At 67.9% G+C, this 22,332-nt stretch carries 24 protein-coding genes and 1 pseudogene; 11 read left to right on the top strand and 14 right to left on the bottom strand.

Features of this window, described 5'->3' with window-relative positions:
- Nucleotides 1-15: 15 nt before the first annotated feature.
- A complete protein-coding gene (locus B1818_RS02090) occupies nucleotides 16-1,338 on the bottom strand; it encodes a class I SAM-dependent methyltransferase (protein ID WP_078111804.1) in 1,323 nt (440 codons plus the stop codon).
- Entirely contained in the window at nucleotides 1,335-2,717 is a 1,383-nt protein-coding gene (locus B1818_RS02085) for an FAD-binding oxidoreductase (RefSeq protein ID WP_058251142.1), read from the bottom strand. Before B1818_RS02085 ends, B1818_RS02090 begins: the two co-directional genes overlap by 4 nt.
- A gap of 82 nt (nucleotides 2,718-2,799) precedes the next feature.
- Here B1818_RS02085 and B1818_RS02080 point away from each other — a divergent pair, with 82 nt between their 5' ends.
- The 8 genes from B1818_RS02080 to B1818_RS02045 all read left to right on the top strand — a co-directional run bounded on the left by B1818_RS02080 (nucleotide 2,800) and on the right by B1818_RS02045 (nucleotide 8,722).
- Nucleotides 2,800-3,237: an SRPBCC family protein gene (locus B1818_RS02080; protein WP_058251042.1), complete on the top strand. Its 438-nt coding sequence runs from the start codon at nucleotides 2,800-2,802 to the stop codon at nucleotides 3,235-3,237.
- 124 nt (nucleotides 3,238-3,361) lie between these two features.
- Nucleotides 3,362-4,282: a pseudouridine synthase gene (locus tag B1818_RS02075; protein WP_189340148.1), complete on the top strand. Its 921-nt coding sequence runs from the start codon at nucleotides 3,362-3,364 to the stop codon at nucleotides 4,280-4,282.
- Complete coding sequence (locus B1818_RS02070) at nucleotides 4,279-4,608, top strand: hypothetical protein (protein ID WP_058251043.1); 330 nt, start codon at nucleotides 4,279-4,281, stop codon at nucleotides 4,606-4,608. The genes B1818_RS02075 and B1818_RS02070 overlap by 4 nt, the downstream gene beginning before the upstream one ends.
- 22 nt (nucleotides 4,609-4,630) lie before the next feature.
- Nucleotides 4,631-5,002, top strand: coding sequence for a YbaB/EbfC family nucleoid-associated protein (locus tag B1818_RS02065; RefSeq protein ID WP_033204544.1), 372 nt, complete (start codon nucleotides 4,631-4,633; stop codon nucleotides 5,000-5,002).
- 68 nt (nucleotides 5,003-5,070) lie between these two features.
- Nucleotides 5,071-5,682, top strand: a complete 612-nt coding sequence (recR, locus tag B1818_RS02060) for a recombination mediator RecR (RefSeq protein ID WP_058251045.1) — start codon at nucleotides 5,071-5,073, stop codon at nucleotides 5,680-5,682.
- A gap of 44 nt (nucleotides 5,683-5,726) precedes the next feature.
- Complete coding sequence (locus B1818_RS02055; RefSeq protein ID WP_078111803.1) at nucleotides 5,727-7,358, top strand: alpha/beta fold hydrolase; 1,632 nt, start codon at nucleotides 5,727-5,729, stop codon at nucleotides 7,356-7,358.
- Entirely contained in the window at nucleotides 7,355-7,915 is a 561-nt protein-coding gene (locus B1818_RS02050) for a uridine kinase (RefSeq protein ID WP_058251047.1), read from the top strand. Before B1818_RS02055 ends, B1818_RS02050 begins: the two co-directional genes overlap by 4 nt.
- 84 nt (nucleotides 7,916-7,999) lie before the next feature.
- Nucleotides 8,000-8,722 carry a uracil-DNA glycosylase gene (locus B1818_RS02045; protein WP_058251048.1) on the top strand — a complete coding sequence of 241 codons (723 nt, stop codon included), beginning with the start codon at nucleotides 8,000-8,002 and terminating at the stop codon, nucleotides 8,720-8,722.
- 35 nt (nucleotides 8,723-8,757) lie between these two features.
- On the opposite strand, the gene B1818_RS02040 is transcribed toward B1818_RS02045, so the two are convergent.
- Together B1818_RS02040 and B1818_RS02035 are read right to left on the bottom strand one after the other, a co-directional pair.
- Nucleotides 8,758-9,480, bottom strand: coding sequence for a type 1 glutamine amidotransferase (locus B1818_RS02040; protein WP_058251049.1), 723 nt, complete (start codon nucleotides 9,478-9,480; stop codon nucleotides 8,758-8,760).
- Entirely contained in the window at nucleotides 9,477-10,778 is a 1,302-nt protein-coding gene (locus B1818_RS02035; RefSeq protein WP_078111802.1) for a MurT ligase domain-containing protein, read from the bottom strand. Before B1818_RS02035 ends, B1818_RS02040 begins: the two co-directional genes overlap by 4 nt.
- A 75-nt stretch (nucleotides 10,779-10,853) precedes the next feature.
- Here B1818_RS02035 and B1818_RS02030 point away from each other — a divergent pair, with 75 nt between their 5' ends.
- The gene (locus B1818_RS02030; RefSeq protein WP_078111801.1) at nucleotides 10,854-11,936 is read left to right on the top strand and encodes an alpha/beta hydrolase; all 1,083 of its coding nucleotides are present in this window, start codon (nucleotides 10,854-10,856) and stop codon (nucleotides 11,934-11,936) included.
- Here B1818_RS02030 and B1818_RS02025 read toward each other — a convergent pair.
- A complete protein-coding gene (locus tag B1818_RS02025) occupies nucleotides 11,925-12,917 on the bottom strand; it encodes an EamA family transporter (protein ID WP_078111800.1) in 993 nt (330 codons plus the stop codon). The two genes, B1818_RS02030 and B1818_RS02025, sit on opposite strands and share 12 nt — an antisense overlap.
- Before the next feature lie 83 nt (nucleotides 12,918-13,000).
- Nucleotides 13,001-13,363: a thioredoxin gene (trxA, locus tag B1818_RS02020; RefSeq protein WP_078111799.1), complete on the bottom strand. Its 363-nt coding sequence runs from the start codon at nucleotides 13,361-13,363 to the stop codon at nucleotides 13,001-13,003.
- Nucleotides 13,364-13,466: 103 nt separating this feature from the next.
- Here trxA and B1818_RS02015 point away from each other — a divergent pair, with 103 nt between their 5' ends.
- On the top strand, nucleotides 13,467-14,348 hold the full coding sequence (locus B1818_RS02015) for a LysR family transcriptional regulator (protein WP_078111798.1): 882 nt from the start codon (nucleotides 13,467-13,469) through the stop codon (nucleotides 14,346-14,348).
- 80 nt (nucleotides 14,349-14,428) lie between these two features.
- Here B1818_RS02015 and B1818_RS02010 read toward each other — a convergent pair whose 3' ends face one another.
- From B1818_RS02010 to B1818_RS01985, 7 genes and pseudogenes are all read right to left on the bottom strand, one after another.
- Nucleotides 14,429-15,580 carry an acyl-CoA dehydrogenase family protein gene (locus tag B1818_RS02010; protein WP_058251055.1) on the bottom strand — a complete coding sequence of 384 codons (1,152 nt, stop codon included), beginning with the start codon at nucleotides 15,578-15,580 and terminating at the stop codon, nucleotides 14,429-14,431.
- 51 nt (nucleotides 15,581-15,631) lie between these two features.
- A complete protein-coding gene (locus B1818_RS02005) occupies nucleotides 15,632-16,303 on the bottom strand; it encodes a TetR/AcrR family transcriptional regulator (protein ID WP_058251056.1) in 672 nt (223 codons plus the stop codon).
- Nucleotides 16,296-17,489 carry an acetyl-CoA C-acyltransferase gene (locus B1818_RS02000; RefSeq protein WP_078111797.1) on the bottom strand — a complete coding sequence of 398 codons (1,194 nt, stop codon included), beginning with the start codon at nucleotides 17,487-17,489 and terminating at the stop codon, nucleotides 16,296-16,298. Before B1818_RS02000 ends, B1818_RS02005 begins: the two co-directional genes overlap by 8 nt.
- Nucleotides 17,490-17,665: 176 nt before the next feature.
- Complete coding sequence (locus B1818_RS01995) at nucleotides 17,666-17,986, bottom strand: putative quinol monooxygenase (protein ID WP_078111796.1); 321 nt, start codon at nucleotides 17,984-17,986, stop codon at nucleotides 17,666-17,668.
- A 259-nt stretch (nucleotides 17,987-18,245) separates the two neighbouring features.
- On the bottom strand, nucleotides 18,246-18,770 hold the full coding sequence (locus B1818_RS24705; protein ID WP_368275271.1) for an aldo/keto reductase: 525 nt from the start codon (nucleotides 18,768-18,770) through the stop codon (nucleotides 18,246-18,248).
- Nucleotides 18,674-19,216: pseudogene (locus B1818_RS24700) on the bottom strand (aldo/keto reductase). Before B1818_RS24700 ends, B1818_RS24705 begins: the two are co-directional and overlap by 97 nt.
- Nucleotides 19,217-19,617: 401 nt before the next feature.
- On the bottom strand, nucleotides 19,618-20,073 hold the full coding sequence (locus B1818_RS01985; protein WP_078111795.1) for a VOC family protein: 456 nt from the start codon (nucleotides 20,071-20,073) through the stop codon (nucleotides 19,618-19,620).
- A gap of 136 nt (nucleotides 20,074-20,209) precedes the next feature.
- On the opposite strand from B1818_RS01985, the gene B1818_RS01980 reads away from it, so the two are divergent.
- Nucleotides 20,210-21,214 carry a YafY family protein gene (locus tag B1818_RS01980; RefSeq protein ID WP_078111794.1) on the top strand — a complete coding sequence of 335 codons (1,005 nt, stop codon included), beginning with the start codon at nucleotides 20,210-20,212 and terminating at the stop codon, nucleotides 21,212-21,214.
- Nucleotides 21,215-21,302: 88 nt separating this feature from the next.
- On the opposite strand, the gene B1818_RS01975 is transcribed toward B1818_RS01980, so the two are convergent.
- The gene (locus tag B1818_RS01975) at nucleotides 21,303-22,322 is read right to left on the bottom strand and encodes an LLM class flavin-dependent oxidoreductase (protein ID WP_058251059.1); all 1,020 of its coding nucleotides are present in this window, start codon (nucleotides 22,320-22,322) and stop codon (nucleotides 21,303-21,305) included.
- Nucleotides 22,323-22,332: the final 10 nt, after the last annotated feature.

Raw genomic sequence — 22,332 nt, 5'->3', positions numbered from 1 at the left:
AGAGGCGGGTCGGGCTCAGGCGTCCCACCACGGCCGGAGTGGCACCTGGTGGCCGCCGTCCTCGTCGAGTTTGGTGGCGAGCACGTGGTGAAGCTGGATGATGTTGCGGTCGAAGCCAATTCGGCAACCGGCCATGTAGAGGCCCCACAGCCGCGCGGTGCCCTCGCCGACCTCGGCCACCGCTTCGTCCCAGTGCTCGACGAGGTTGATGTTCCAGTCGCGCAGCGTCATCGCGTAGTGCTCGCGGAAGTTCTCCTCGTGGATGACCTCCATGCCGCCGATGTCCTGCAGCTTGGAGATGATCTTGCCGGAGCCGGTGAGCTCGCCGTCGGGGAAGACGTAGCGGTCGATGAACGATCCCGCCTTGCTGCGGCTCGCGTTGTCGGGGCGCGTGATGCAGTGATTCAGCAGCATGCCGCCGGGACGGAGCTTGTCGCGCATGAACCCGAAGTAGGACGGGTAGTTGTGGACACCGATGTGCTCGGTGAGCCCGATGGACGACACCGCGTCGAAGCCGCTCTCGGCAACGTCGCGGTAGTCGCTGTGCCGGACCTCGGCGAACTCGCCGAGCCCTTCGTCGGCGATCGCTTTCTGGGCCCACTGTGCCTGTTCGGCGGACAGCGTCGCCCCGATCGCGTGGACACCCCTACGCGCGGCATAGCGGACCATTCCGCCCCAGCCACATCCGATGTCGAGGAGGCGGTCGCCGGGCTTGAGGCGGAGCTTCTCGAAGATGAGGCGGTACTTGTTCTCCTGCGCGGCTTCCAGCGATGCGTCGCGTTCCGGGTAGACGGCGCAGGTGTACGTCATCGAAGGTCCGAGCACCCACTCGTAGAACGTGTTCGAGACGTCGTAGTGGTAGTGGATGACCTCGGCATCACGAGACTTGCTGTGCCGCAGTCCTTCCGCAAATCGACGCCAGCGCGGCAAGGCCTCCTGCGGCGGCGGTGCGATCGGCTTGAAGTGATCGATGCCCAGCGACCGCGCGATGTGGGCGAGCGACAGGGGGGAGGGGCGGTGGAACTGCAGGTTGCTGGCCAGTGCCTTCAGCGCGGGGTACGGATCACCGGGGTGCGCGCCGATGAGTTCGAGATCGCCTGCGATGTAGGCGCGCGCGAGTCCGAGATCGCCGGGTGCGGTCACCAGATACGTTGTTCCGCGCGGGGTCTTCAGGTCGAGGCCGTACTGGGCGTCGACGGGTCCGGCGCTGCTGCCGTCGTAGGCGGTGATCCGGATCGACAGGTTTCCGCCGAGGAGTGTTTCGAAGATCTCGGCGAGGGTCATCTTGCCGGCGTGCGAGTCCACACTCGACGCCGAACTCTCCTTGAACGTGGTCATTGGCGTTTCACCGCTTTCGAGTAGAGGTCCAGCAGACGACCCCGCGGGTCGTACCGCTTCTTGAGGAGCCGATAACTCTCTCCGCCGTAGAGTTCGTCGAACTCCTCCGGCGTGTAGAAACTCTCTGAATACAGCGACTTGTGGCCGTCGAGTTCGGCGACCTTGCGTTCGATGGTCTTGTTGGTGTGCCCGGGATCGCCCGGGGTGACCGGCACGGCGGACCAGAAGCCTACATTGACGTACGTGCGTTGCGGGGCAAGGGGATACAGCGGCCAGGGGCGTACCGGATCGGCGCCGGGGAGGGCGGGCTCGCGAAGCCGGAGGGGGCACAGCCAGATCGGTTCGATGGGAATCTCGGAGAGGAACCACTCGACGTAGTCGGCGGTCCGGTCGATGGGAACCTCGATGTCCTGCACGACGCGTTCACCCGCCGGTAGTCCCTTGCGGGCGTTCAACCGGTCGCCGATGTCGAATCGCTGGTCGAGACCGATCAGCTTCCAGTAGAAACTGCTGCGGAGGTACCGCTTCGGCCACCAGCGCCGGATTCGCGGATTCTGTGCGCCGAAGGCGCGTGAGCACCAGAACCAGTCGGTGTCCCAGCGCCAGAGGTAGTCGTGGATCGTCAACCTATCGGTCGTCTTCTGTTGGATGGATCGATAGAAGATGTCCATCCCGGTGTAATCGCTGACCGGTCCGTCCTCGCCGGTCTGGCGGCCGAGCGTCAGATAGGACTCGTTGGCGGAGAACACGACTCCGTCGAGGTAGTCGACCGGTTCGCCGTCGTGCGACTTCGTGGTGACGATCGTGTCCATCGCCGACTGGAGGTCGACGATGCTCGTGAACCGAAGATGGCGCAGTGCCACATACGGCTTCACCGGCTCCAGCTCGATGCGTAACCGCACCGAATAGCCGAGCGTGCCATAGGAATTCGGGAAACCGAAGAAGAGGTCGGCATGTTCGTTGGTGGGCGTCGCGGTCAGGATCTCGCCGTCGCCGGTGAGGATGTCGATCTCGAGAACCGACTCATGGGGCAGTCCGGAGCGGAAGGACGTGCTCTCGATGCCGAGTCCGGTGACCGCGCCGCCGAGGGTGATCGTCTTGAGCTGTGGGACTACCAGCGGTGCGAGGCCGTACGGCAGAGTGGCCGCGACGAGGTTCTCGTAGGTGCACATGCCGGCGACGTCGGCGGTCCGCGCTTCGGGATTCACCGAGATGACCCGGTCGAGCCCGGAGACGTCCAGTCCCGGATGCGGATTGGCGGCGCGCTTACGAAAGAGGTTGGACGTCTTCTTCGCAAGACGCACGGTTGCCTGCGGCGGGATGGCACGATAGCTGGCCAGAAGGTCGGCAACCCCCTGGTCGAATGCCGCTCCCCCCATCTCGAGCCCGTTGGTCACCCGGTTAGCCTAGGACTTGATCAGTTCGCCCGCCAATCGTTTCGTAACTGAGGAGTGTCCAATCGTGGGTCAGGTTTCCGCATCGCAGTCGCTCGACATCGCCGCCGCCCCGGACGCCGTGGTCGGAGCTCTCGCCGACTATGAGGTCGTGCGGCCGGCCATCCTCCCGGAGCAGTACCGCGACTACAAGGTGATCAGCGGCGGCAAGGGCGACGGCACCGTCGTGCACTGGATTCTGCAGGCCACGTCGAAGCGGCAGCGCGACGTGCAGGCGACCGTCAGCGTCACCCCGGACACCGTCACCGAGCGCGACGCCAACTCGACGATGGTGACCACCTACTCCGTCGCGGCATCGGGCAGCGGTTCGCGCGTCACGACCACCACCACGTGGCAAGGGGCCGGCGGCATCGGTGGGTTCTTCGAGAAGACATTTGCGCCGAAGGGTCTCAACCGGATTCAGGCCGAGGTCCTCGGCAACCTGAAGAAGCGCCTCGAGAGCTGACGGCTCGGCATCTCCGACCGCGGCGCTCGATGACCTGCTCACCCGACAGCGTGCGATGACCGGCGCGGGATCGACCGATCCCGTCCGGCGCCGCCGTGGCCGGGCAAGGCCGTCGCCCTTGCCCATGCGCGACGGCGTCGACGCCACGCGCGTGGTGTTGCGTTCGGGGCCGGAGCTGACCGTCGGTCAGGCGCTGCTGGCCGCGCCCGTGCTGGCGGGGCTGACCGCCGACGATCTGGGTCGACGCGCCGCCGCGGGCGAGATCGTCGATGCCGACGGCCGACCCGCGGATCTGGCCGCGCCGTCGAGCCGCAATGTCTCGCTGTACCTCTACCGCGACCTCGACGACGAGATCGCGGTCCCGTTCGACCTGCCGGTGATCCACCACGACGAGAACATCGTCGTGGTGGACAAGCCGCACTTCCTCGCCACGATGCCGCGGGGCCGTCACGTGACCGAGACCGCGCTGGTGCGGCTGCGTCGAGAACTGGGCTCCGACACCGTCTCGCCGGCGCACCGCCTGGACCGCCTCACCGCCGGGGTGCTGCTGTTCACTCTGCGGCCCGAGGTGCGCGCGGCCTATCAGGACCTGTTCGCGTCCCGGACCGCCCGCAAGGAGTACCTCGCGCTCGCGCCGGCCGACGAGGCGCTGGCGTCGACCGTGACCGTGCGGGACCGGATCGAGAAGACCGCGGGCGACCTGCGCGCCCTCGTGGTGGACGGGCCGGTCAACGCCATCAGCGACATCACCCTGACCGAGGTCGTCGGCGGCCTCGGCGTCTACCGAATGGTGCCGCACACCGGCCGCACCCATCAGCTCCGGTTGCACATGGCGTCGCTCGGGGTGCCCATCGTCGACGACCCGCTCTACCCCGACGTGCGGCCGGGACTCGCCGCGCTTCCCGATCACGGGGACTTCACCCGGCCGCTACGCCTGGTCGCCCGGGCGCTGGAGTTCACCGACCCGCTGACCGGCGAGGAGCGCCGGTTCGAGAGCCGACGCCCGGTGGTCGGGATAGGGCCACGATCTACCCTGGCGCCATGACCATCCGCGCGTCCTACGAACGGCATCCCGACCTGGGCTGCGAGGCCGTGGTCTTCATCGACGACGAGTCGCTGGCCTGTTTCCAGATCCAGCGCGATCTGGTCGGCGGGCCGCGCGCCGACGAATACTGCGTCACCACGGGAGCCAGTGCGCCCGTCTACGGCGGGATCACGCAGTGGCGTCGCATCGACGACCGATTCGAGTTCGCGCTCACCGCGCGCGCCGGTCGGCTGTTCGGCGACGAGGTCCTGTCCTTCGAGGTGGCCGCCGTCGAGGAGTCGACCGTCGACGACATCGCCGCGCATGTCGATCGGTTGCTGCGCTGACGCTGCGACTACCCTGGGCCGGGTGACGCAACCATTCGATCCCAGCGCGTTGTTCGGCGGCGGCCAGGGCGGGGAGAACCCGATGGCCGGACTGCTGGCCCAGGCGCAGCAGATGCAGGAGAAGCTCCTGTCGGCGCAGAACGAGATCGCGGCGGCGGAGGTGGTCGGTAGTGCGGGCAACGGGCTCGTGACCGTGACCGGCAACGGCACCGGTGAGGTGACCGCCGTGTCGATCGATCCGAAGGTCGTCGATCCCGACGACGTGGAGACCCTGCAGGACCTGTTGCTGGGTGCGTTGGCCGACCTGTCGGAGAAGCGCGAGCAGCTTGCCAGCGAGAAGATGGGGCCGCTCGCCGGTGGTCTCGGCGGTGGTCTCCCCGGATTGGGCGGCTGAGTACGCCCACCCCGCGTACGACGCCGAACGACGAGTAGGAATCCCGGACACCGTGGACGCAGATCAGCATGTATGAGGGACCGATCCAGGACCTGATCGACGAGCTGGCCAAACAGCCGGGCCTCGGTCCGAAGGGCGCCCAGCGCATCGCGTTCCACCTGCTGGCCGGGGAGAAGTCCGACATCGATCGCCTCGTCGCCGCGCTGGGACGGGTCCGCGACGACGTCGTCTTCTGCGCGGAGTGCGGGAACGTCTCGGCCAATCGGCTGTGCCGGATCTGTTCGGACGCCCGCCGCGACGCCAGCAAGATCTGTGTCGTCGAGGAGCCGAAAGACGTGCACGCGATCGAACGGACCAAGGAGTTCACCGGGCGCTACCACGTACTCGGTGGTGCTCTCGACCCGTTGTCCGGGATAGGCCCGGACCAGTTGCGTATCCGTGAACTGCTGCGTCGGCTGGCCAATCAGGAAGACGGCGTCGACGTCTCCGAGGTGATTGTCGCGACCGACCCGAACACCGAGGGCGAGGCGACCGCGACCTACCTCCAGCGCATGCTGAAGGACTTTCCCGGCCTGTCGGTCACCCGGCTCGCGTCGGGGCTGCCGATGGGCGGCGACCTCGAGTTCGCCGACGAACTCACCCTGGGTCGTGCACTGTCGGGTCGTCGCATCCTGGCGTGAGGTCGGTGGCCGTCGTACCCGGCAAACCGGACGGCTAGGGTCATGTGGTGATCTCGCGTAGTGGGTGGCGTCGTCGTGTCCGGGGTGTTGCAGCAGGCCTGACGGTGGTGGTCGCGGGCGGCCTGGTGGGTGCCGTACAAGGCGTGCAGCCGCCCGAAGCATCCGCTGCGCCGGCGCTCGATTGGCAGGCATGCCCCGCGGTGCACGGCGTACCGGCGACGGTCCGGTGCGCGACGGTCGAAGTTCCGCTCGACCACTCCGAGCCGAACGGCGAGACCATCGAGATCGGCGTGAGCCGTATGCAGGCGCGCGACCAATCCCGGCGTCGCGGTGTCGTGATGGGCAACCCGGGCGGCCCGGGCGGCGACGGCATCGCGATGTTCAGTCAGCTGCGCCCGCCGGCGGCCATGCTCGACGAATGGGATCTGGTGGCCGTGCAGCCGCGTGGTCTGGTGTCGGGCACACCGCTGCGCTGCGATCCGATCACCGGCGACGAGCCCGAACTGATGACGGCGCTGGGCAAGCTGAATCGCGATCGCTGCGAGGCGCGTACGCCGGGCCTCGGGGCGACGCTCACCACCGAGAACACCGCCCGTGACATGGAGGTCGTCCGGCGGCTGCTCGGCGAACCGAAGGTCAGCCTCTACGGCATCTCGTACGGCACCCTGCTGATGTCGACGTACGCGACACTGTTCCCGCAGCGCGTCGACCGGATGGTCCTCGACTCCGGTTTCGACCCGGGCGTGGTGTGGAACAGCCTTCTCTCCGTGCAGACACCCGGCTACAAGGCGCGGGTGCACGAGATGATGGCGTGGATCGCGCGCCACGACCGGATCTACCATCTCGGCACGACGCCACTCGCCGTGTACCGGAAGTGGAGCGACCGGGTCAGTGCCGAGGCCGGTGTGCCGCCATCGCTGCTGGCACCTCCCGCGCAGGTCGGGGACGTGCCGCCGGGCCTGCGGGCGGTCGCGCAGCAGTACATCGCGGGAACCGATCTGACCGCCGACGCGCGTGCCAGGTTCGAGAACCTGGTGTTCACCTTGCTCCGGCCCGGGTCGCTACAGCTGACGTCGCAGCTACTGGTGCTCACCCGCGCGCTCGCTCCTGATCGCAACTCCTGGCCGACGGTGGCGCTGATGACCGCGACCCCCGGCCGGAAGCTGCCCACCCCGGGCCCCGCCGCGCTCGAGGCCGCCCAGGTCTCGCAGGACATGCAGGCCGCGGTCCTGTGCAACGAGAACCAGGTCCCCGCGCAGCCGTCGCTCGGCTTCCAGGCGTTCGTCGCGAACTACGTGACCGGGGATCCGTTCGAAGCGCCTGGTCTCGCCTACGAGTCCGGCCTCGCGTGTGCCGGAGCGCCGGCGCTTGCGCGGCCGGTCGAGATCCGCAACCGCGGGCTGGCGGTGGCGCCCCTGCAGATCCAGAGCGTCGGCGACCCGCAGACCCCGTATCGCGGGTCGCTGAAGATGCGTGAACTCATGCGCAGCCACCTCATCACCGTCGGTGGTGGCGACCACGCGCAGCTCGGTCGCGCCAACAAGCCACTCGACGACGCCATCGTCGAGTACTTCCGCACCGGCCGGACCTCGGTGCAGCGCGTCCCCGAAGCCCCGATCACGGCTCCGCTCACCCGGTTGCCCTCGGCGTTCGCGTCCGGGGCGGCCGGTCGGTGACCCACCCTGATCTGGTGAGCCCGCAGACCCGCGCCCGTGTGACCGAACTGGCCGCTCGCCTCGACGCCGGGATCGTCGCGATCGACGGACCGTCCGGAGCGGGCAAGTCGACGATCGCCGATCTCCTGGTCGCGGACCTGCGCGCTCGGGGAGTCGGGGTGACCCTGGTCCGCACCGACGACTTCGCGACGTGGGACGATCCGGTTGCGTGGTGGCCGGAGCTGGAAACCGATGTGCTGCACCCCTTCACCCGACGACGCGACTACCGGTACCGGCCCCGCGTGTGGCAGGACGGCGTCCCGGCCCCCGGGCCCCGCGTGTGGATCGAGTGGCAGCCGCTCCTGATCATCGAAGGGGTGTCGTCGGCGCGGCGCCGGATCGCCGGCCGCCTGTCCCACGCGCTGTGGCTCGACGGCGGGACCCCGAGCGAACGGCTCGAGCGGACGGTCGCCCGCGACGGCGAGGACGCGCGAGGTCATCTTCAGGCGTGGCAGGAGTTCGAGCGCGGCTGGTTCGGCGTGGATCGCACGCGAGAACGGTGCGTCGTACTGGACTGAGCCGGCTTGGACTGAGGGGTCTCGGACTGACGGTCCCGTCGGCCGACCGGGATGCCGAGCGGACGCCGCGGTTAGTGTCGAGGGATGGCCACCCGACGACGCTTCCGTGATCTGGCGGAGCTCGACGCGCAGCTGATCGAGTGCCGTGCATGCCCGCGCCTCGTCGAATGGCGGGAGTTGGTCGCGCAGGAGAAGCGACGCGCGTACGCCGACGAGGAGTACTGGGGGAGGCCGGTGGCCGGTATCGGTCCGGCGGATGCGCGACTGCTGATCGTCGGCCTCGCCCCCGCGGCGCACGGTGGGAATCGGACCGGGCGCATGTTCACGGGTGACAGAAGCGGCGATGTCCTGTTCTCGGCGCTGTATCGCGCCGGCCTTGCGAGCCAGCCGCTCTCGGTCGCGATCGGCGACGGGTTGGAGCTGTTCGACACGCGGATCACCGCACCGGTCCACTGCGCACCACCGCAGAACAAGCCGACGGTCGAAGAGCGCGACACCTGTTCGTACTGGCTGCACGCCGAACTCGAGTTGCTCGCGCCGACGGTCCGTTCCGTGATGACACTCGGTGGATTCGGTTGGCAGTCAACGCTTCGTACCTTCGCGAGGCTCGGCTGGACGGTCCCGAAGCCGATGCCGAAGTTCGGTCACGGTGTCTCCACCACCCTCGTCCGCGACGGTGCCGAACTCGAGGTCTTCGGCTGCTACCACGTGAGCCAGCAGAACACCTTCACCGGACGGCTCACTGTGGAGATGGTCGTCGACGTACTCACCGCGGCGGCGCGGTCGGCGGGGATCGAGAGTGCTTGAGGGAGCCCTCGGTCAGCGGAAGGCCGTCGTCGACGTTACCGACGCCGTCCCGCGGCGAGGCGTTCCCGGCGGAGCCGGTCTACCTCGGGGAGGTCAAGCGGGGCAAGGGATTCGACGCCGAGCGCGGTGGCCAGGAGGTGATCGGCGAGTTCGGGGTTGCGGGCCAGTGCCGGACCGTGCATGTAGGTGCCGATGACGCTGCCCTGGACGACGCCCTCGGTGCCGTCGCCGACGCCGTTGCCCACGCCGTGCCGTACCCGACCCAGTGGGGCCGCGTCGGACCCGAGAGTCGTTCCGCCGCGGTGGTTCTCGAAACCGGTGAGGGACTGTGACAGTCCTGGGAGGGTCGGATCGACGAGCAATTCGCCGATACTCCGCTCCGCCTGGGGCGCCGTCGTGAGATCGAACAGGGAGATGCCGTCGACGCGTTCGCCCGCCGATGTCTCGTACCAGTGGCCGAGCACCTGGATGGCGGCGCAGATGGCCAGCACCGGCCGTCCGGCCGCCGCCGCCTGCTGCAGACCCGGGTAGCGCGTCAGGTGCCGGGTGGCGAGCCGCTGCGCGTAATCCTCGGCGCCACCGAGGGTGTAGACGTCGAGCGAGTCGGGGACCGGATCGTCGAGGGTGATGTGGATGACCTCGGCGTCGATGCCACGCATCAGTGCGCGGCGCTTCAGGACGAGGGCGTTCCCACCGTCCCCGTAGGTACCCATGACGTCGGGCAGGACGAGGCCGATCCGCAGGGTCGATTCGCTCACTGCTCCGCCTTCCGTGATCGTGCTGCGCGTTCCAGGGCGGTGCCGAGATCGCGGAACGCCGTGTAGTTCGCCAGGACCTCGACGCGTCCCGGCGGGCAGGATGCGATGGCGGCCATGGGATCCGGGATGGTGGTGTGTTCGGCGCCCGCGTAGAGCAGCCGGACCGACAGGTCGGCGGCGCGCTCGCCGGCCGCGACGACCTGCATGGTCTCGAATGCCTCGAAGCGCACGTCCCACAACCAGGACAGGTCCTCGCCGTCGGGCACCTGGCCGTTGACCGCGATCACCAGCCCGTCGGCGTCCTGGTCGATCATCGACATCGCTTCCTGCCATCCGGCCGGGTTCTTCGCGAGAAGTGTTCGGATGGAGTGGTTTCCGACCTGGTGGATGCCGTACCGGCCGGCGACCTCGCCGACGGTGCCGACGGCGGCCACCGCGTTGCGCGGGTCGGCGCCCATCGCGACGGCCGCGGCCACCGCCTGGGTCGCGTTGCCGCGGTTGGCCCTGCCCGGCACCGCGAGCTCCAGGGGAGCGCTGAAACCGTCGGGGCCGTAGATGTTCTCGTCGTCGAACCACCAGTCGGGGGTGGGGCGGCGGAAGTTGTCGTCGCCGGTCGACCGCCACCCCTCCTCGGAACGGACGATGGGCTCGCCGGTACGGGGGCAGCTGACGGAATCGCCGACCCAGCTCGCGCCGGCGGCGACCCAGACCACGTCCGGGGCGTCGAAGGCGGCCGACGTCACCAGGACGTCGTCGCAGTTGGCGATCACCGTGGTCTCGGGATGACGTGCGATGCCTTCACGCAGCCGACGCTCGATCATGTTGATCTCCCCGACTCGGTCGAGCTGATCCCGGGAGAGGTTGAGCATCACGAGGACCTCGGGGTCGACGGCGTCGCTGACGTGCGGGACGTGCAGTTCGTCGACCTCGAGCGCGCAGAACGGCGCCGTCCGGCTCAGGGTCAGCGTCGCGATGATGCCGGCGTCCATGTTGGCGCCGTCGGCCTGGGTGGCGACCTCGCCGAGTTCGGCCATCGCGGCCGCGGTCATCCGTGTGGTCGTCGACTTCCCGTTGGTGCCGGTGACGATCGCGGTGCGTTTGCCCGCGGCGAGCCGACCCATGATCTGGGGGTCGATCTTCGCGGCGACCAGACCGCCGATCATCGACCCCTTGCCCCGTCCCGCGGTGCGCGACGCCCACCGGGCCGCGGCCGCAGCACCCAGGGCGATGGCGGTACGGGCGGGAACACGGGTGTTCGTACGGGTTGCAGAACCGGCGGAAGAGAGTCGGTCGGGCATGCGCACGAGTGTGTCACAGGCCGATCCGACGGGAGTGGTCGTGCCGTGCGCCGACGCCGCGTAGGCTCGGCGGCTGTGAGTCGCGACACCCATCTGCGCCTGTCCCTGCCCGCCCGAGTGCAACGCGGACTGTTGCTCGGCGTCGCACGAATCCCGGCCGGAGCGTTGGCCGTTCTGGGGCGACGGGCACCGGTCAACTCCGACGGTGAGCGGGTCGCCCCCGAGCTTGCCGCGATCGGCTGGGCCAATGACAACGTGCCCGGGCTGAATCCCTTCCAGGGCGAGGTGGCGCAGTCGCGTGCGCAGACCGACGAGGTCGGCGCCGCCATGGCCGAGGCGCTGCCGCCCATGGCGGTGGAGGAGGACCTCGTCATCGACGGACCCGCCGGCCCGATCCCGGCCACCCGGTATCGCTCCACCACCGACTCGGCCGGGCTGCTCGTCTACTTCCACGGCGGCGGCTTCGTCACCGGCAGCCGGATCAGCCACGACACCTTCGTCCGGCGTCTGGCACATGGCACCGGCCTCGACGTGCTCTCCGTCGACTACCGGTTGGCCCCCGACGCCCCGTTCCCCGCGGCCGTCGAGGACGCGGTGGCGGCGTGGCGCTTCGCTGTCGAGGTGGCGCCGCGGTGGGGTCTCGATCCGGCGCGGATCGTCGTCGCCGGTGACAGCGCGGGCGGAAATCTCGCGACCGTCGTCGCCCGGGAGGTCCGTGGCGAAGCGGTCACCCCGGCTTTCCAGCTGCTCATCTACCCGGTGACGGACCAGGCCGCCGACACACCCTCGCGCCGGGAGTTCGCGTCGGGGTACTTCCTCACCGCCGACGGCATCGACTGGTTCACCGATCGCTACCTGCCCGACGCCGCGCAGCGGAGCGACCCGCGCTGCTCGCCACTGCTTGCCGACGATCTCAGCGGTCTCCCGCCTGCGCATGTCATGGTCGCCGGCTTCGACCCGCTGCGTGACGAGGGCCTCGCGTACGCGCGCAGGCTCGAGGAGGCCGGCGTGCCGGTCACGGTCCGGCGAGAGGGCGCGATGATCCACGGGTTCGTCAACATGACCTTGATCAGTCCGGGGGCCCGGGCCGCGGTCGACCGTCTGTGCGCGGTGGTGCGCGGGGCCCTTCCGCCGGCCGGGTCCAGCTCAGCCGCCTGAGCGCACCGGTGTTCGGGCGCCCTCCCGAGCGCCCGTCACCGCCGACACGGAATCGGCCGGCTTCTGCGTGGCACCTGGAACGGTCGGGCGCCTACGGGCTCGCGGCCGGGCCATCACCCCGGCAGCGCACCCCGCGACGACGATGACCGCACCGACGATCTCCCCGACGCTGGGGACTTCGCCGAGAACGAAGAATGCTGCCGAGATCCCAACCACGGGCACGAGCAGCGACATCGGCGACACCCGGCTTGCGTCGTTGCGTCCCAGCAGCGTGGTCCACAGACCCGCACCGATGACGGTGCCGAAGATCGCGAGGTAGGCGAGGCCACCCAGGGCACGGAGTCCACTCTCGGTACCGAGCGTGGCGAGCGCGTCGAAGCCGGCGGACGGGCCCTCGACGATCAGGCTCACCGCATACAGCGGCGGAGTGGCGACGACGGCCATCCACAACGTCATCCGCAAGGAGTCGTCGGGACGGGCGAGTCTGCCCCCGATGTTGCCCGCTGCCCAGCTCAGACCACCGAGCACGGTGAGACCGATCGGGAGCAGAGCGGCCACGCCGAGGTCGCTGCCGCGCATCCGGTCGATCGCGATGACCGCCATGCCGAGGACCGCGACCGCCAGGCCGAGGATCTGTCCGGTCGTCATCCGTTCGCGGAGGAACAGCACGCCGAGCATGACCGTGAAGGGCGCCGAGGTCTGGAGGACCAGCGAGGCGAGCCCGGTCGGCATGCCCAGATCCATGGCCAGGAACAGCATGATGAACTGCACGCTGCCGAAGCCGGCGACGTACAGCAGGAACCACTTCAGGCGCACCTTCGGGAACCGCACGAACAACATGACCGGTATCGCCATCACCGCGAATCGCATCGCGGCGAGGAAAAACGGCGGGAAGTGGTCCAGCCCGACTCGGATCGCGATGAAGTTCAGTCCCCAGAGCAGGACGACGAACAACGCGAGAAGGCGATCACGAGTGGACATGGCCCCATGGTCAACGCTGTCGAAGTGAAGAACAATCTAATTTAGACGGATTGACCATTCAGTTTTACTGAATATTCTGCGCCTCACTCCTGCGCGGCGGCGACCTTCGCGCGCACCTCGTCCATGTCGAGACCTTCGACGGCACCGATCAGTTCCTCGAGTTGCGCCGCGGGCAGCGCGCCGGGCTGATTGAACAGCAGGATGCCGTCACGGAAAGCCATGAGGGTGGGGATGGAGCGGATGCCGAGGCTGCCGGCGAGCTGCTGCTCGGCCTCGGTGTCGATCTTGCCGAACACGATGTCGGAGTGTGCTTCGGATGCCTTCTCGAAGACCGGCGCGAACTGGCGGCACGGACCGCACCAGCCGGCCCAGAAGTCGAGCAGGACGATGCCGTCCGAGGCGATGGTGTCCTCGAAGGTTTCCAGGGTGATGTCTTGGGATGCCATGCCCCCAACAACCGTATGAACGGCCCGGACATTCCTGACCGGCCGAAATGCGGTGGCCCATGGCACCGCCGGCCGGTGATGCCGGGCTGAGTACCGTTGTCGCATGGAGGTCCGGCGTCTGCGTCTGCTGCGGGAGTTCGCCGATCGGGAATCGATCGGCGCCGTCGCCGACGCGATGCACATGACCCCGTCGGCGGTGTCGCAGCAGCTGAAGGTCCTGGCCGACGAGGCGGGCGTGGCGCTGTTCGAACCCGACGGCCGCCGAATCCGCTTGACGGAGGCGGGACGTGCCCTGGTACTGCGCGCCGACGACGTGATCGCTGCGGTGGACCGGGCGCAGGAGGAGATGTCGTCGTACCGGTCCGGCAAGGCGCGTGTCCGGCTGGCGATGTTCCCGTCCGGTGCGACCCTGCTGCTGCCGGCGGTCCTGGAGCGGGCCACCGCATCGGGCATCGACGTACATGCGGTCCATCTCGACGTCGGATACCACGACGCGGCACCGGCTCTCGCCGACCACGACATCGTGGTCACCCACCGCGACGAACGGACCCCGGCGATCAACATCCCGCGGGTCCGGGTCACTGAGCTGATGCGTGAACCCGTCGACGTGATCGTCGCCGCCGGCAGCGAACTCGCCGTGCGCGACCAGGTCGCGGTCACCGAACTCGCCGATCACGACTGGATCAGCGTCGAGGGCGGCTTCCCGGTCGACGATGTGCTGCAATCGATCTCGGCGGCGACCGGGGTGGCGCCCCGGGTGACACAGCGGATGCTGGACTTCACCACCATCGAGGCGCTCGTGGCCCACGGCCACGGCATCGCGCTGATGCCGCGTTTCGCGGTCCGGCACCCGGAGGTGAAACGACTGGTGCTCAAAGGAGTTCGCGCCGCACGGGTCTACGAGGCGCTGGCCCGGCCGCGTTCGCGGGCGGCCGTGCAGCAGGTCGTCGATCACCTGCGTGCGGTGGGTGCCGAACAGGGCTGACGGCCCGACGCCACCTGAGCGGGCCCGGATACGCCGACAGCCCGGGGCTTGTGCCTCGGGCTGTCGACGATTTCGAGAACTCAGACGCCGAGACTCTTGCCGACGATGTCCTTCATGATCTCGGTGGTGCCACCGAAGATCGTCTGGATACGAGCGTCGGTGTAGGCGCGGGCAACCCGGTACTCGTTCATGTAGCCGTAGCCGCCGTGCAGCTGGAGGCAGCTGTCGATGACCCGCTTGGCGAGCTCGGTACACCACCACTTGTTCTTCGAGGCGTCGACGGCGTTCAGTTCACCATCGAGTACGCCCTGCAGGCAGCGGTCGATGTAGACCTCGGCGATGTCGAGCTCGGTCGCCATCTCGGCGAGGCTGAAGCGGTTCGCCTGGAAGGTGCCGATCGGACGGCCGAAGGCCTTGCGATCCTTGGTGTACTGCAGGGTCTCGTCGAAGATCGCACGCGCACCGGCGATGGCGCCGATGCCGATCGACAGCCGCTCCGACGGCAGGTTCTGCATGAGGTGGTAGAAGCCCATGCCCTCCTGGCCGAGCAGGTTCTCGACCGGGACGCGCACGTCGTTGAAGTGCAGCTCGGCGGTGTCCTGGGCCTTGAGGCCCATCTTGTCGAGCTTGCGACCGCGCTCGAAGCCCTCCATGCCGCGCTCGACGACGAGCAGCGAGAACGCCTTGTGGCCCGCCTCGGGATCGGGGTTGGTCCGGCAGACCACCACCACGAGGTCGGAGTTGATGCCCGACGAGATGAACGTCTTGTTGCCGTTCAGGACATAGTGATCGCCCTCGAGCTTGGCCGAGGTCTTGATGCCCGCCAGGTCGGAGCCAGCGCCCGGCTCGGTCATCGCGACGGCGAGGATCGTCTCGCCGGTGGCGATCCCGGGCATCCAGCGCTTCTTCTGCTCGTCGTTGGCGAGGTGCACGAAGTACGGTGCGACGACGTCGTTCTGCAGGCTGAGGCCGGGTGCCGCGCCGTCGAACTTCGCGAACTCCTCGACCACCACGGCGTTGAACCGGAAGTCGTCCATGGCACCGCCGCCGCCGTACTCCTCGGGGATGTTGAATCCGAGAAGACCTGCGTCACCGGCCTTCTTGAATGCGATGCGATCGACCTGACCGGCTCGCGTCCACTCCTCGGTGTACGGGGCGCATTCGCGCTGCAGGAACTGCCGCGCGGTTTCCCGCAGGGCCTCGTGCTCGTCTTCGAAGATGGTGCGTTTCATGGCTTCTGCCTTTCTGCTCTACTCGATCGTCGTTCAGGAGTTGTCGGTCGGTCAGTTGTCGTTCTGGTCGGCGTCGCGCGCGCCGACGACGCGCAGTGAGAGCAGCGCATACGACGCCGCGACCTCGGCCGGTGTCCGGGCACCCGAGGGGCGGTACCAGGTGGTGATCGCCTGGCATGCGCCGAACAGGTAGCGCAGCACGTCTTTCACGTCGTCGTCGAAGTGGAACTCACCGGATTCGACGCCACGCTCGATGACACTGGCGAGCAGCTCCTCGGTCTCGGTCCGCATCGCGACGTAGGTCTCCCGTCGCGGATCCTCGACGTCGAGGTGGCGGAACTCGCTTGCCACGCTGGCGAGTTCGACGTCGTTGGTCATGTGCAGGACGATCGACTCGATCGCGTTGGACAGCTGCTCGCTCGGCGTCCGTCCGGACTCGATGGCCGCACCCACCCACGCGAGCACAGCGGTCATCGCCGCCTCGAGCAGTTCGACCAGGATCCCCAGCTTGTTGTCGTGGTGGTAGTACAGCGTCGGCAGCGACACCCCCGCTCGCGAGGCGATGTCGCGGATCGAGGTGCCGTGGTAACCGCGTTCATAGAACGCGTGTTTCGCCGCGACGAGAGTGGCCGGCAGCGGAACCTGTTCGCGCAGCCGCCAGTCCAGACCGTCGGTCTCGATCGTGAATTTCCGGGCGGGAACCGCCCGGGCCGGCTCAGACACGTTCGATGATGGTGGCGTTGGCCATGCCCGCGCCCTCGCACATGGTCTGCAGGCCGTACCGGCCACCGGTCGCCTCGAGATGGTTGACGAGCGTGCCCAGCAGGCGGGTGCCCGACGATCCGAGCGCGTGGCCCAGCGCGATCGCGCCGCCCCGCGGGTTCAGCTTGGCCGGGTCGGCGCCGAACTCGTGGGCCCAGGCCAGGGGCACGGAGGCGAAGGCTTCGTTGACCTCGTAGGCGTCGATGTCGTCGATGGACAGTCCCGAGCGCGCGAGGATCTTGTGCGTGGCCGGGATGGGAGCGGTCAGCATGAAGATCGGATCGTCGCCGGCGACCGAGAACGAGTGGAACCGTGCGCGGGGGGTCAGGCCCAGCTTCGAGGCCATGACGTCGCTCATGATCAGTGCGCCCGACGCGCCGTCGGTCAGCGGCGACGAGTTACCGGGGGTGATGTGCCAGTTGATCTCCGGGAAGCGAGCCGCGAAGTCCTCGCTGTAGAACGACGGCTTCAGGCCCGACAAGCCCTCGGGAGTGGTGGTCGCGCGCACCGTCTCGTCGGTCTTGTGCGTGAACGTCTTGCCGTCGGCGTCAGCGACGTCGATGGGCAGGATCTCGCGATCGAAGAAGCCCTCGCCCGCCGCCGCGGCGGCACGCTGGTGGGACTGCGCGGCGAAGGCGTCGAGCGTGTCGCGGTCGAACTTCCACTTGGCGGCGACCAGTTCAGCGGAGATGCCCTGTCCGACAAGTCCATCCGGGTACCGTGCTTCGATGCTCGGGCCGTAGGGGCTGCGCCCGGCGGTGGTGAAGCCCATCGGGACGCGACTCATCGATTCCACGCCGGCGGCGATCACCACGTCGTAGGCGCCGGCGATGATGCCCTGCGCGGCGAAGTGGGCGGCCTGCTGGCTCGATCCGCACTGCCGGTCGACGGTGGTGGCGGGTACGGATTCGGGGAAGCCGGCGGACAGCAGCGCGGTCCGCGAGATGTTCAGGGCCTGCTCGCCGGCCTGACCGACGCAGCCGCCGATCACGTCGTCGACGAGTGCCGGATCGAGGTCGTTGCGCTCGACCAGGGAGCGCAGCACCTGTGCGAGGAGCTCGACGGGCTTGGTCTCCGACAGCGCGCCACCGGGCTTGCCCTTTCCAGACGCGAGGCGGACGACGTCGACGATGACGGCTTCGGGCATGTGGGTTCCTCTCGGGAGCGGGTCACGGCGCAGCGCACCGCTTCGCGCGGCGTACTGTATCTAACGATCGTTATACCGGTCTAGCACGCGCCCGGCAGGGGAATCAACAACACTGGCCGCGGAAATGCGCGAAGCCCCCACCCGACAGGTCGGGTGGGGGCAGATGTCGCGGTGGGTCAGATGGTGCCTTTGTCCGGCTGACCTGCAGGAACGGCGGTGAAGGTCCGGACGTCCAGCGGTCCGGAAAGCAGGCCCCCGATCGCCTTGCCGAGCGTGGTGAGCGCCGGAGCGGAGCCGTGCGTCGCCAGGGCCTCCGTGGATTCCCAGCGCTCGATCATCACCAGGTCGGTCGAGTCGCCGATGGCCTCGTGCAACGCGTACTTCCCGCATCCCGGCTCGCCGTGGACTTCGGGGATCGCGGCGAGCAGGGCCTCCCGCACGGCCTGTTCCTCGCCGGGTTTGGGGGAGATGGTGGCGACGACGATGACTTCCGACATGAGAGTTCTCCGTTCGCGGTGGGGCTTGGTGTGTGTCTCGACTACTCGTCGGGATGTCCCTCGGGCATCGGACACCCCGGTGACGTTAGGTCAGCGAGTCGTCGCGATGTGGCGGTTTCGGCACCCCGCGCAGAAACGAGGCCGAATTTCGCCAACGGACGACCTCGTCTGCGACCGGATCCGTCGGCATCGTCCTGTCAGCGTTGCGACTGATGGTTTCCGATGCAACGCGCGGACTTCGGCGTCCAGTTCGCCGACATCAGGCCGATGATCGGTCGGCGGCGGCGCGACGCCGCTGCGAGGCGACCGTCAAAGACGAAGGGGTGTATCCGATGTCGGTGCATCCGATGTTGGTTCCCGGCGTGGCGATCTCGTCAATACGGTCCAGCACCTCGTCGGTGAGTACCGTATCTGCGGCGGCCAACAGATCGTCGAGTTGCTCGGTGGTCCGTGGGCCGATGATGGCCGCGGTGACGGCCGGGTGCGTGGTGACGAAACTCAGCGCCATGTGGGTCATCGAGATCCCGGCGGACGCGGCGACATCCGCTAGTTTCTCCACCGCGGCGTACTTGTCCGGATCGGTCATGTGCCGCGGCCCCCACTGAGCCCGGCTCGGCGAGTCGGCCCCGTTCTGACCATCGCGGTACTTCCCGGTGAGCAGGCCCCACGCCAAGGGACTCCAGGTGATCACCCCCATTCCGTAACGCTCGCAGACCGGGAGGACGTCCCGTTCGATCTCGCGAGAGAGGATGGAGTAGCTCGGCTGCTCGGTCCGGAGTCGCACGAGGCCGCGTCGTTCGCTGGCCCACTGGGCTCGACGATGTCGGAGGCAAGGAAGCTCGATGAGCCGACGGCGCGAACCTTGCCGCTGGTGACCAAGTCGGAGAGCGCCGACAGAGTTTCTTCCAGGTCCGTCGCCGGGTCGAAGTGGTGAATCTGATAGAGATCGATGTGGTCGACCTGCAGCCTGCGCAATGACTCCTCGACGGCAGTGATGATTCACCGCCGCGAAGCTCCTCGCCTGTTCGGATCCTCTCCCATCTGGCCGCTGAATTTTGTTGCGAGGACGACGTCGTCGCGCCGGCCTTTGAGGGGTTTGCCGACGATGGTCTCGGTCTCGGAGTAGCCGTACACGTCAGCGGTATCGACAAAGTTGATGCCCGCGTCGAGTGCGCGACGGATGATGCGGTGACAGTCGTCGGGATCTGCGTTGCCTGCGGGGCCGAACATCATTGTGCCGAGGCAATAGCGGCTGACGTGAATGCCGGTCCGGCCGAGGCTTCCTGTTTTCACGGAATTCTCCCGTTCCTTGGTGTTCGCTGGTTCGTGTCACTGCCACACGGCGAGGATGCTGCTCGCCACGACGGTGCAGACGACAAAGTAGGCGCGTTGATGAGGGTGTAGAGAGCGGCCGCGGGATATTCGGATCGATGGCGACAGTGAGGGTCTGCGCGACCAGGTAGCCGATAGCGGCCGAAGACGATCCGTTGCCGAACGCGTCAATGGCTCCTTTGCGTGAATGTGGTGTGGAGTGTGGCTGGCGCCGCGAGGCGGGCGGTGAGCCCGCCCGCTTCGCGGCCGGCTCGAACGACTGTCCAGTCGGCCGGGCGGAGGCCTGACCAGGGGCCGGATCAGGAGGTGGTGACGCCCACGCTCCAGGTGACGCCGAAGCGGTCGGTGAGCATGCCGAAGCCGGCGCTCCACTCGGACGCCGCCAGCGGCTCGACGATGGTGGCGCTGTCGCCGAGCTTGTCCCAATAGACCTGCGCCTCATCGAGGGTGTCTGCGTTGATCGAGACGAACAACGCCTGATCGGTCAGAGTGGTGTTGTTCTCTCGGCGTGTCGAAGTGCCGCCAATGACGGTGCCGCCCTGCTCGCCGGGGATGTCGTAACCCATGATGCGGAACCCGTTCTCGGCGACCACAAGCCCGAAGACCACCTTGTCGGCTCCCGGGAGTTCCTGCGGCATCCCGAATTCGCCGTAGGTGTTGATGACGCTGTGTCCGCCGAAGACAGACTGGTAGAAGTCGAGCGCCGCGCGGGCGTCTCCACGAAAGTTCAGATGCGTGGTGGTCTGGATGCTCATTCGTGCTCCTCGTGTTGGTTCCCGCCATCGGTGGCAGTGGTTACTCAGGCCCGGGGCGGTTCCGGTGGCCCGGTGAAACCACAGTCCCAACCGTGTAGGACGGGATCAGTCCTAGACTCGGCATAGGGTTCGAACTGTGACGACGACGACAACGCGACTTCTGACTCTTCTCTCGCTGCTACAGACTCGGCGCGAATGGTCGGGCTCGTTGCTCGCCGAGAGACTGGGTATCAGCGACCGGACCGTCCGGCGCGACATCGATCGACTTCGCGAGATGGGGTACTCGATCCAGGCAAGCATGGGCCCCGACGGCGGCTACCGCCTCGTACCGGGAGAAGACCTTCCCCCACTGCTGTTCGATGACGACCAGACCATCGCTGTCGCCGTGGCCCTGCACACCGCGTCTACCTCCGGCGCAGGGATCGAGGAGGGAGCCACCCGCGCCCTCGCGACAATCCGCCAAGTCCTGCCGTCACGTCTCCGGCACCGGTTGGACGCCCTCGATGTCACCGCGATCAGCGATCTCCCCGGCACCAGCACACCGATGGACGTGTCACCCGACACCCTTGTCACGCTCACCAACACGATCCGCGCGCAGGAGGTGCTCCGCTTCGACTACCTGCCCCGCGGCGCCCTGCCAGTAGACGACTCAACGACACCACCGAGGCGCGTCGAGCCCCATCGCATCGCCACCTCGTACGGGCGCTGGTACCTCCTCGGGTGGGACCTCGACCGCGCCGACTGGCGACTGTTCAGCGTCGACCGAGTCCTGCCACGCGCACCGACGGGTCCTCGCTTCACCCCGCGCGAGGTCCCCGGCGGCAACGTCCACGAGTTCGTTTCCGCACGCTTCAAAGGGCAAGACGTCAATGAGTGGCCGTGTCGAGGCACTGTCATCCTCGACCTGCCGGCCCGGGACGTCCTTCCCTTCGCCGGAGACGGAGCGGTTCGTGTCATCGCCGAGAACAGGTGCAGTTTGGAGATCGGATCCTGGTCGTGGGGGGCGCTGGCCGCCTCGTTCGGTCGTTTCGAAACGGCCATGGAAGTCGTCGAGCCTCCCGAACTCATCGCTGCGTTCGCCACCCTCGCCGAGCGGTATCACTTGACGGCTCAGACCGGCACCGCTCCGCCCGCCAATTGAGTACCGGGGGTGAGCCGATGACCAAATTGATGCCTGTGCCGATCTGATCGGAGGGTTCTGGTGTCAGCCGCCGGTGAGCACCTGGTGGTCAACGCCAGCCGAGAGCGGGTGCGACGTGGGTCAGGATCGACTCGAGCACGTGGGCGTTGTACTCCACGCCGAGCTGATTCGGCACCGTCAGCAGCAGTGTGTCGGCCGCGGCGATCGCCTCGTCCTCACGCAACTGCTCGATGAGCTTGTCCGGCTCGTCGGCGTAGCTGCGTCCGAATCGGGCCACACTGTTGTCGATGACACCGACCTGATCCGATTCAGCACCACCACGTCCGAAGTAGGCGCGGTCGCGGTCGTCGACAATTGCGAAGATGCTGCGGCTCACCGATACTCGTGGCTCGCGCGGGTGCCCGGCATCAGCCCACGCCTTGCGGAACCGCTGGATCTGTTCGGCCTGCAACTGATGGAAGGGCACCCCGGTGTCCTCGGTCAGCAGCGTCGAACTCATCAGGTTCATGCCCTGCTGGGCAGTCCATTCCGCGGTCGCCCGGGTCCCGGCGCCCCACCAGATGCGGTCCCGCAGGCCGGGGGACTGCGGCTCGATGGGCAGGAGTCCCGGCGGGTTGGGGAACATCGGACGGGGATTCGGCGTGGCGAAACCGCCGCCCTCGATGACCTTCAGGAACACCTCGGTGTGCTGTCGCGCCATGTCCGCATCGGTCGACCCCTCGGGCGGGACGTAGCCGAAGTACTTGTAGCCGTCGATGACCTGCTCGGGGGACCCACGACTGATCCCGAGCTGCAGCCGGCCGCCGGAGATGAGATCCGCGGCGCCGGCGTCCTCGGCCATGTACAGCGGGTTCTCGTAGCGCATGTCGATGACGCCGGTGCCGATCTCGATGCGACTGGTCTTGGCGCCGATCGCCGCAAGCAGCGGGAACGGCGATGCGAGTTGCCGTGCGAAGTGATGGACGCGGAAGTACGCACCGTCGGCGCCGAGCTCCTCGGCGGCCACCGCGAGGTCGATGGACTGCAGCAGCGTGTCCGCGCCGGACCGCACCTGGGACCCGTGGGCGTCCGACCAGTGACCGAACGACAGGAAACCGATGTTCTTCATGCCCTCTAAA

The organism is Gordonia sp. IITR100, from assembly GCF_002009645.1.
In the GTDB taxonomy this organism is placed as follows: Bacteria; Actinomycetota; Actinomycetes; order Mycobacteriales; family Mycobacteriaceae; genus Gordonia; species Gordonia hongkongensis.
The sequence above is the reverse complement of the archived record's forward strand: the minus strand, read 5'-3'. Positions and strand labels throughout refer to the sequence as shown.

Excerpts from the sequence above, each read along its gene's own strand:
- B1818_RS02000 (WP_078111797.1), bottom strand. The coding sequence starts at position 17,489 with ATGCCCGAAGCCGTCATCGTCGACGTCGTCCGCCTCGCGTCTGGAAAG.
- trxA (WP_078111799.1), bottom strand. The coding sequence starts at position 13,363 with ATGGCATCCCAAGACATCACCCTGGAAACCTTCGAGGACACCATCGCC.
- B1818_RS02085 (WP_058251142.1), bottom strand. The coding sequence starts at position 2,717 with ATGGGGGGAGCGGCATTCGACCAGGGGGTTGCCGACCTTCTGGCCAGC.
- B1818_RS01975 (WP_058251059.1), bottom strand. The coding sequence starts at position 22,322 with ATGAAGAACATCGGTTTCCTGTCGTTCGGTCACTGGTCGGACGCCCAC.
- B1818_RS02035 (WP_078111802.1), bottom strand. The coding sequence starts at position 10,778 with ATGCCCGACCGACTCTCTTCCGCCGGTTCTGCAACCCGTACGAACACC.
- B1818_RS02025 (WP_078111800.1), bottom strand. The coding sequence starts at position 12,917 with ATGTCCACTCGTGATCGCCTTCTCGCGTTGTTCGTCGTCCTGCTCTGG.
- B1818_RS02075 (WP_189340148.1), top strand. The coding sequence starts at position 3,362 with ATGCGCGACGGCGTCGACGCCACGCGCGTGGTGTTGCGTTCGGGGCCG.
- B1818_RS01995 (WP_078111796.1), bottom strand. The coding sequence starts at position 17,986 with ATGTCGGAAGTCATCGTCGTCGCCACCATCTCCCCCAAACCCGGCGAG.
- B1818_RS02010 (WP_058251055.1), bottom strand. The coding sequence starts at position 15,580 with ATGAAACGCACCATCTTCGAAGACGAGCACGAGGCCCTGCGGGAAACC.
- B1818_RS02045 (WP_058251048.1), top strand. The coding sequence starts at position 8,000 with ATGGCCACCCGACGACGCTTCCGTGATCTGGCGGAGCTCGACGCGCAG.
- B1818_RS02015 (WP_078111798.1), top strand. The coding sequence starts at position 13,467 with ATGGAGGTCCGGCGTCTGCGTCTGCTGCGGGAGTTCGCCGATCGGGAA.
- B1818_RS01985 (WP_078111795.1), bottom strand. The coding sequence starts at position 20,073 with ATGAGCATCCAGACCACCACGCATCTGAACTTTCGTGGAGACGCCCGC.
- B1818_RS02070 (WP_058251043.1), top strand. The coding sequence starts at position 4,279 with ATGACCATCCGCGCGTCCTACGAACGGCATCCCGACCTGGGCTGCGAG.
- B1818_RS02090 (WP_078111804.1), bottom strand. The coding sequence starts at position 1,338 with ATGACCACGTTCAAGGAGAGTTCGGCGTCGAGTGTGGACTCGCACGCC.
- recR (WP_058251045.1), top strand. The coding sequence starts at position 5,071 with ATGTATGAGGGACCGATCCAGGACCTGATCGACGAGCTGGCCAAACAG.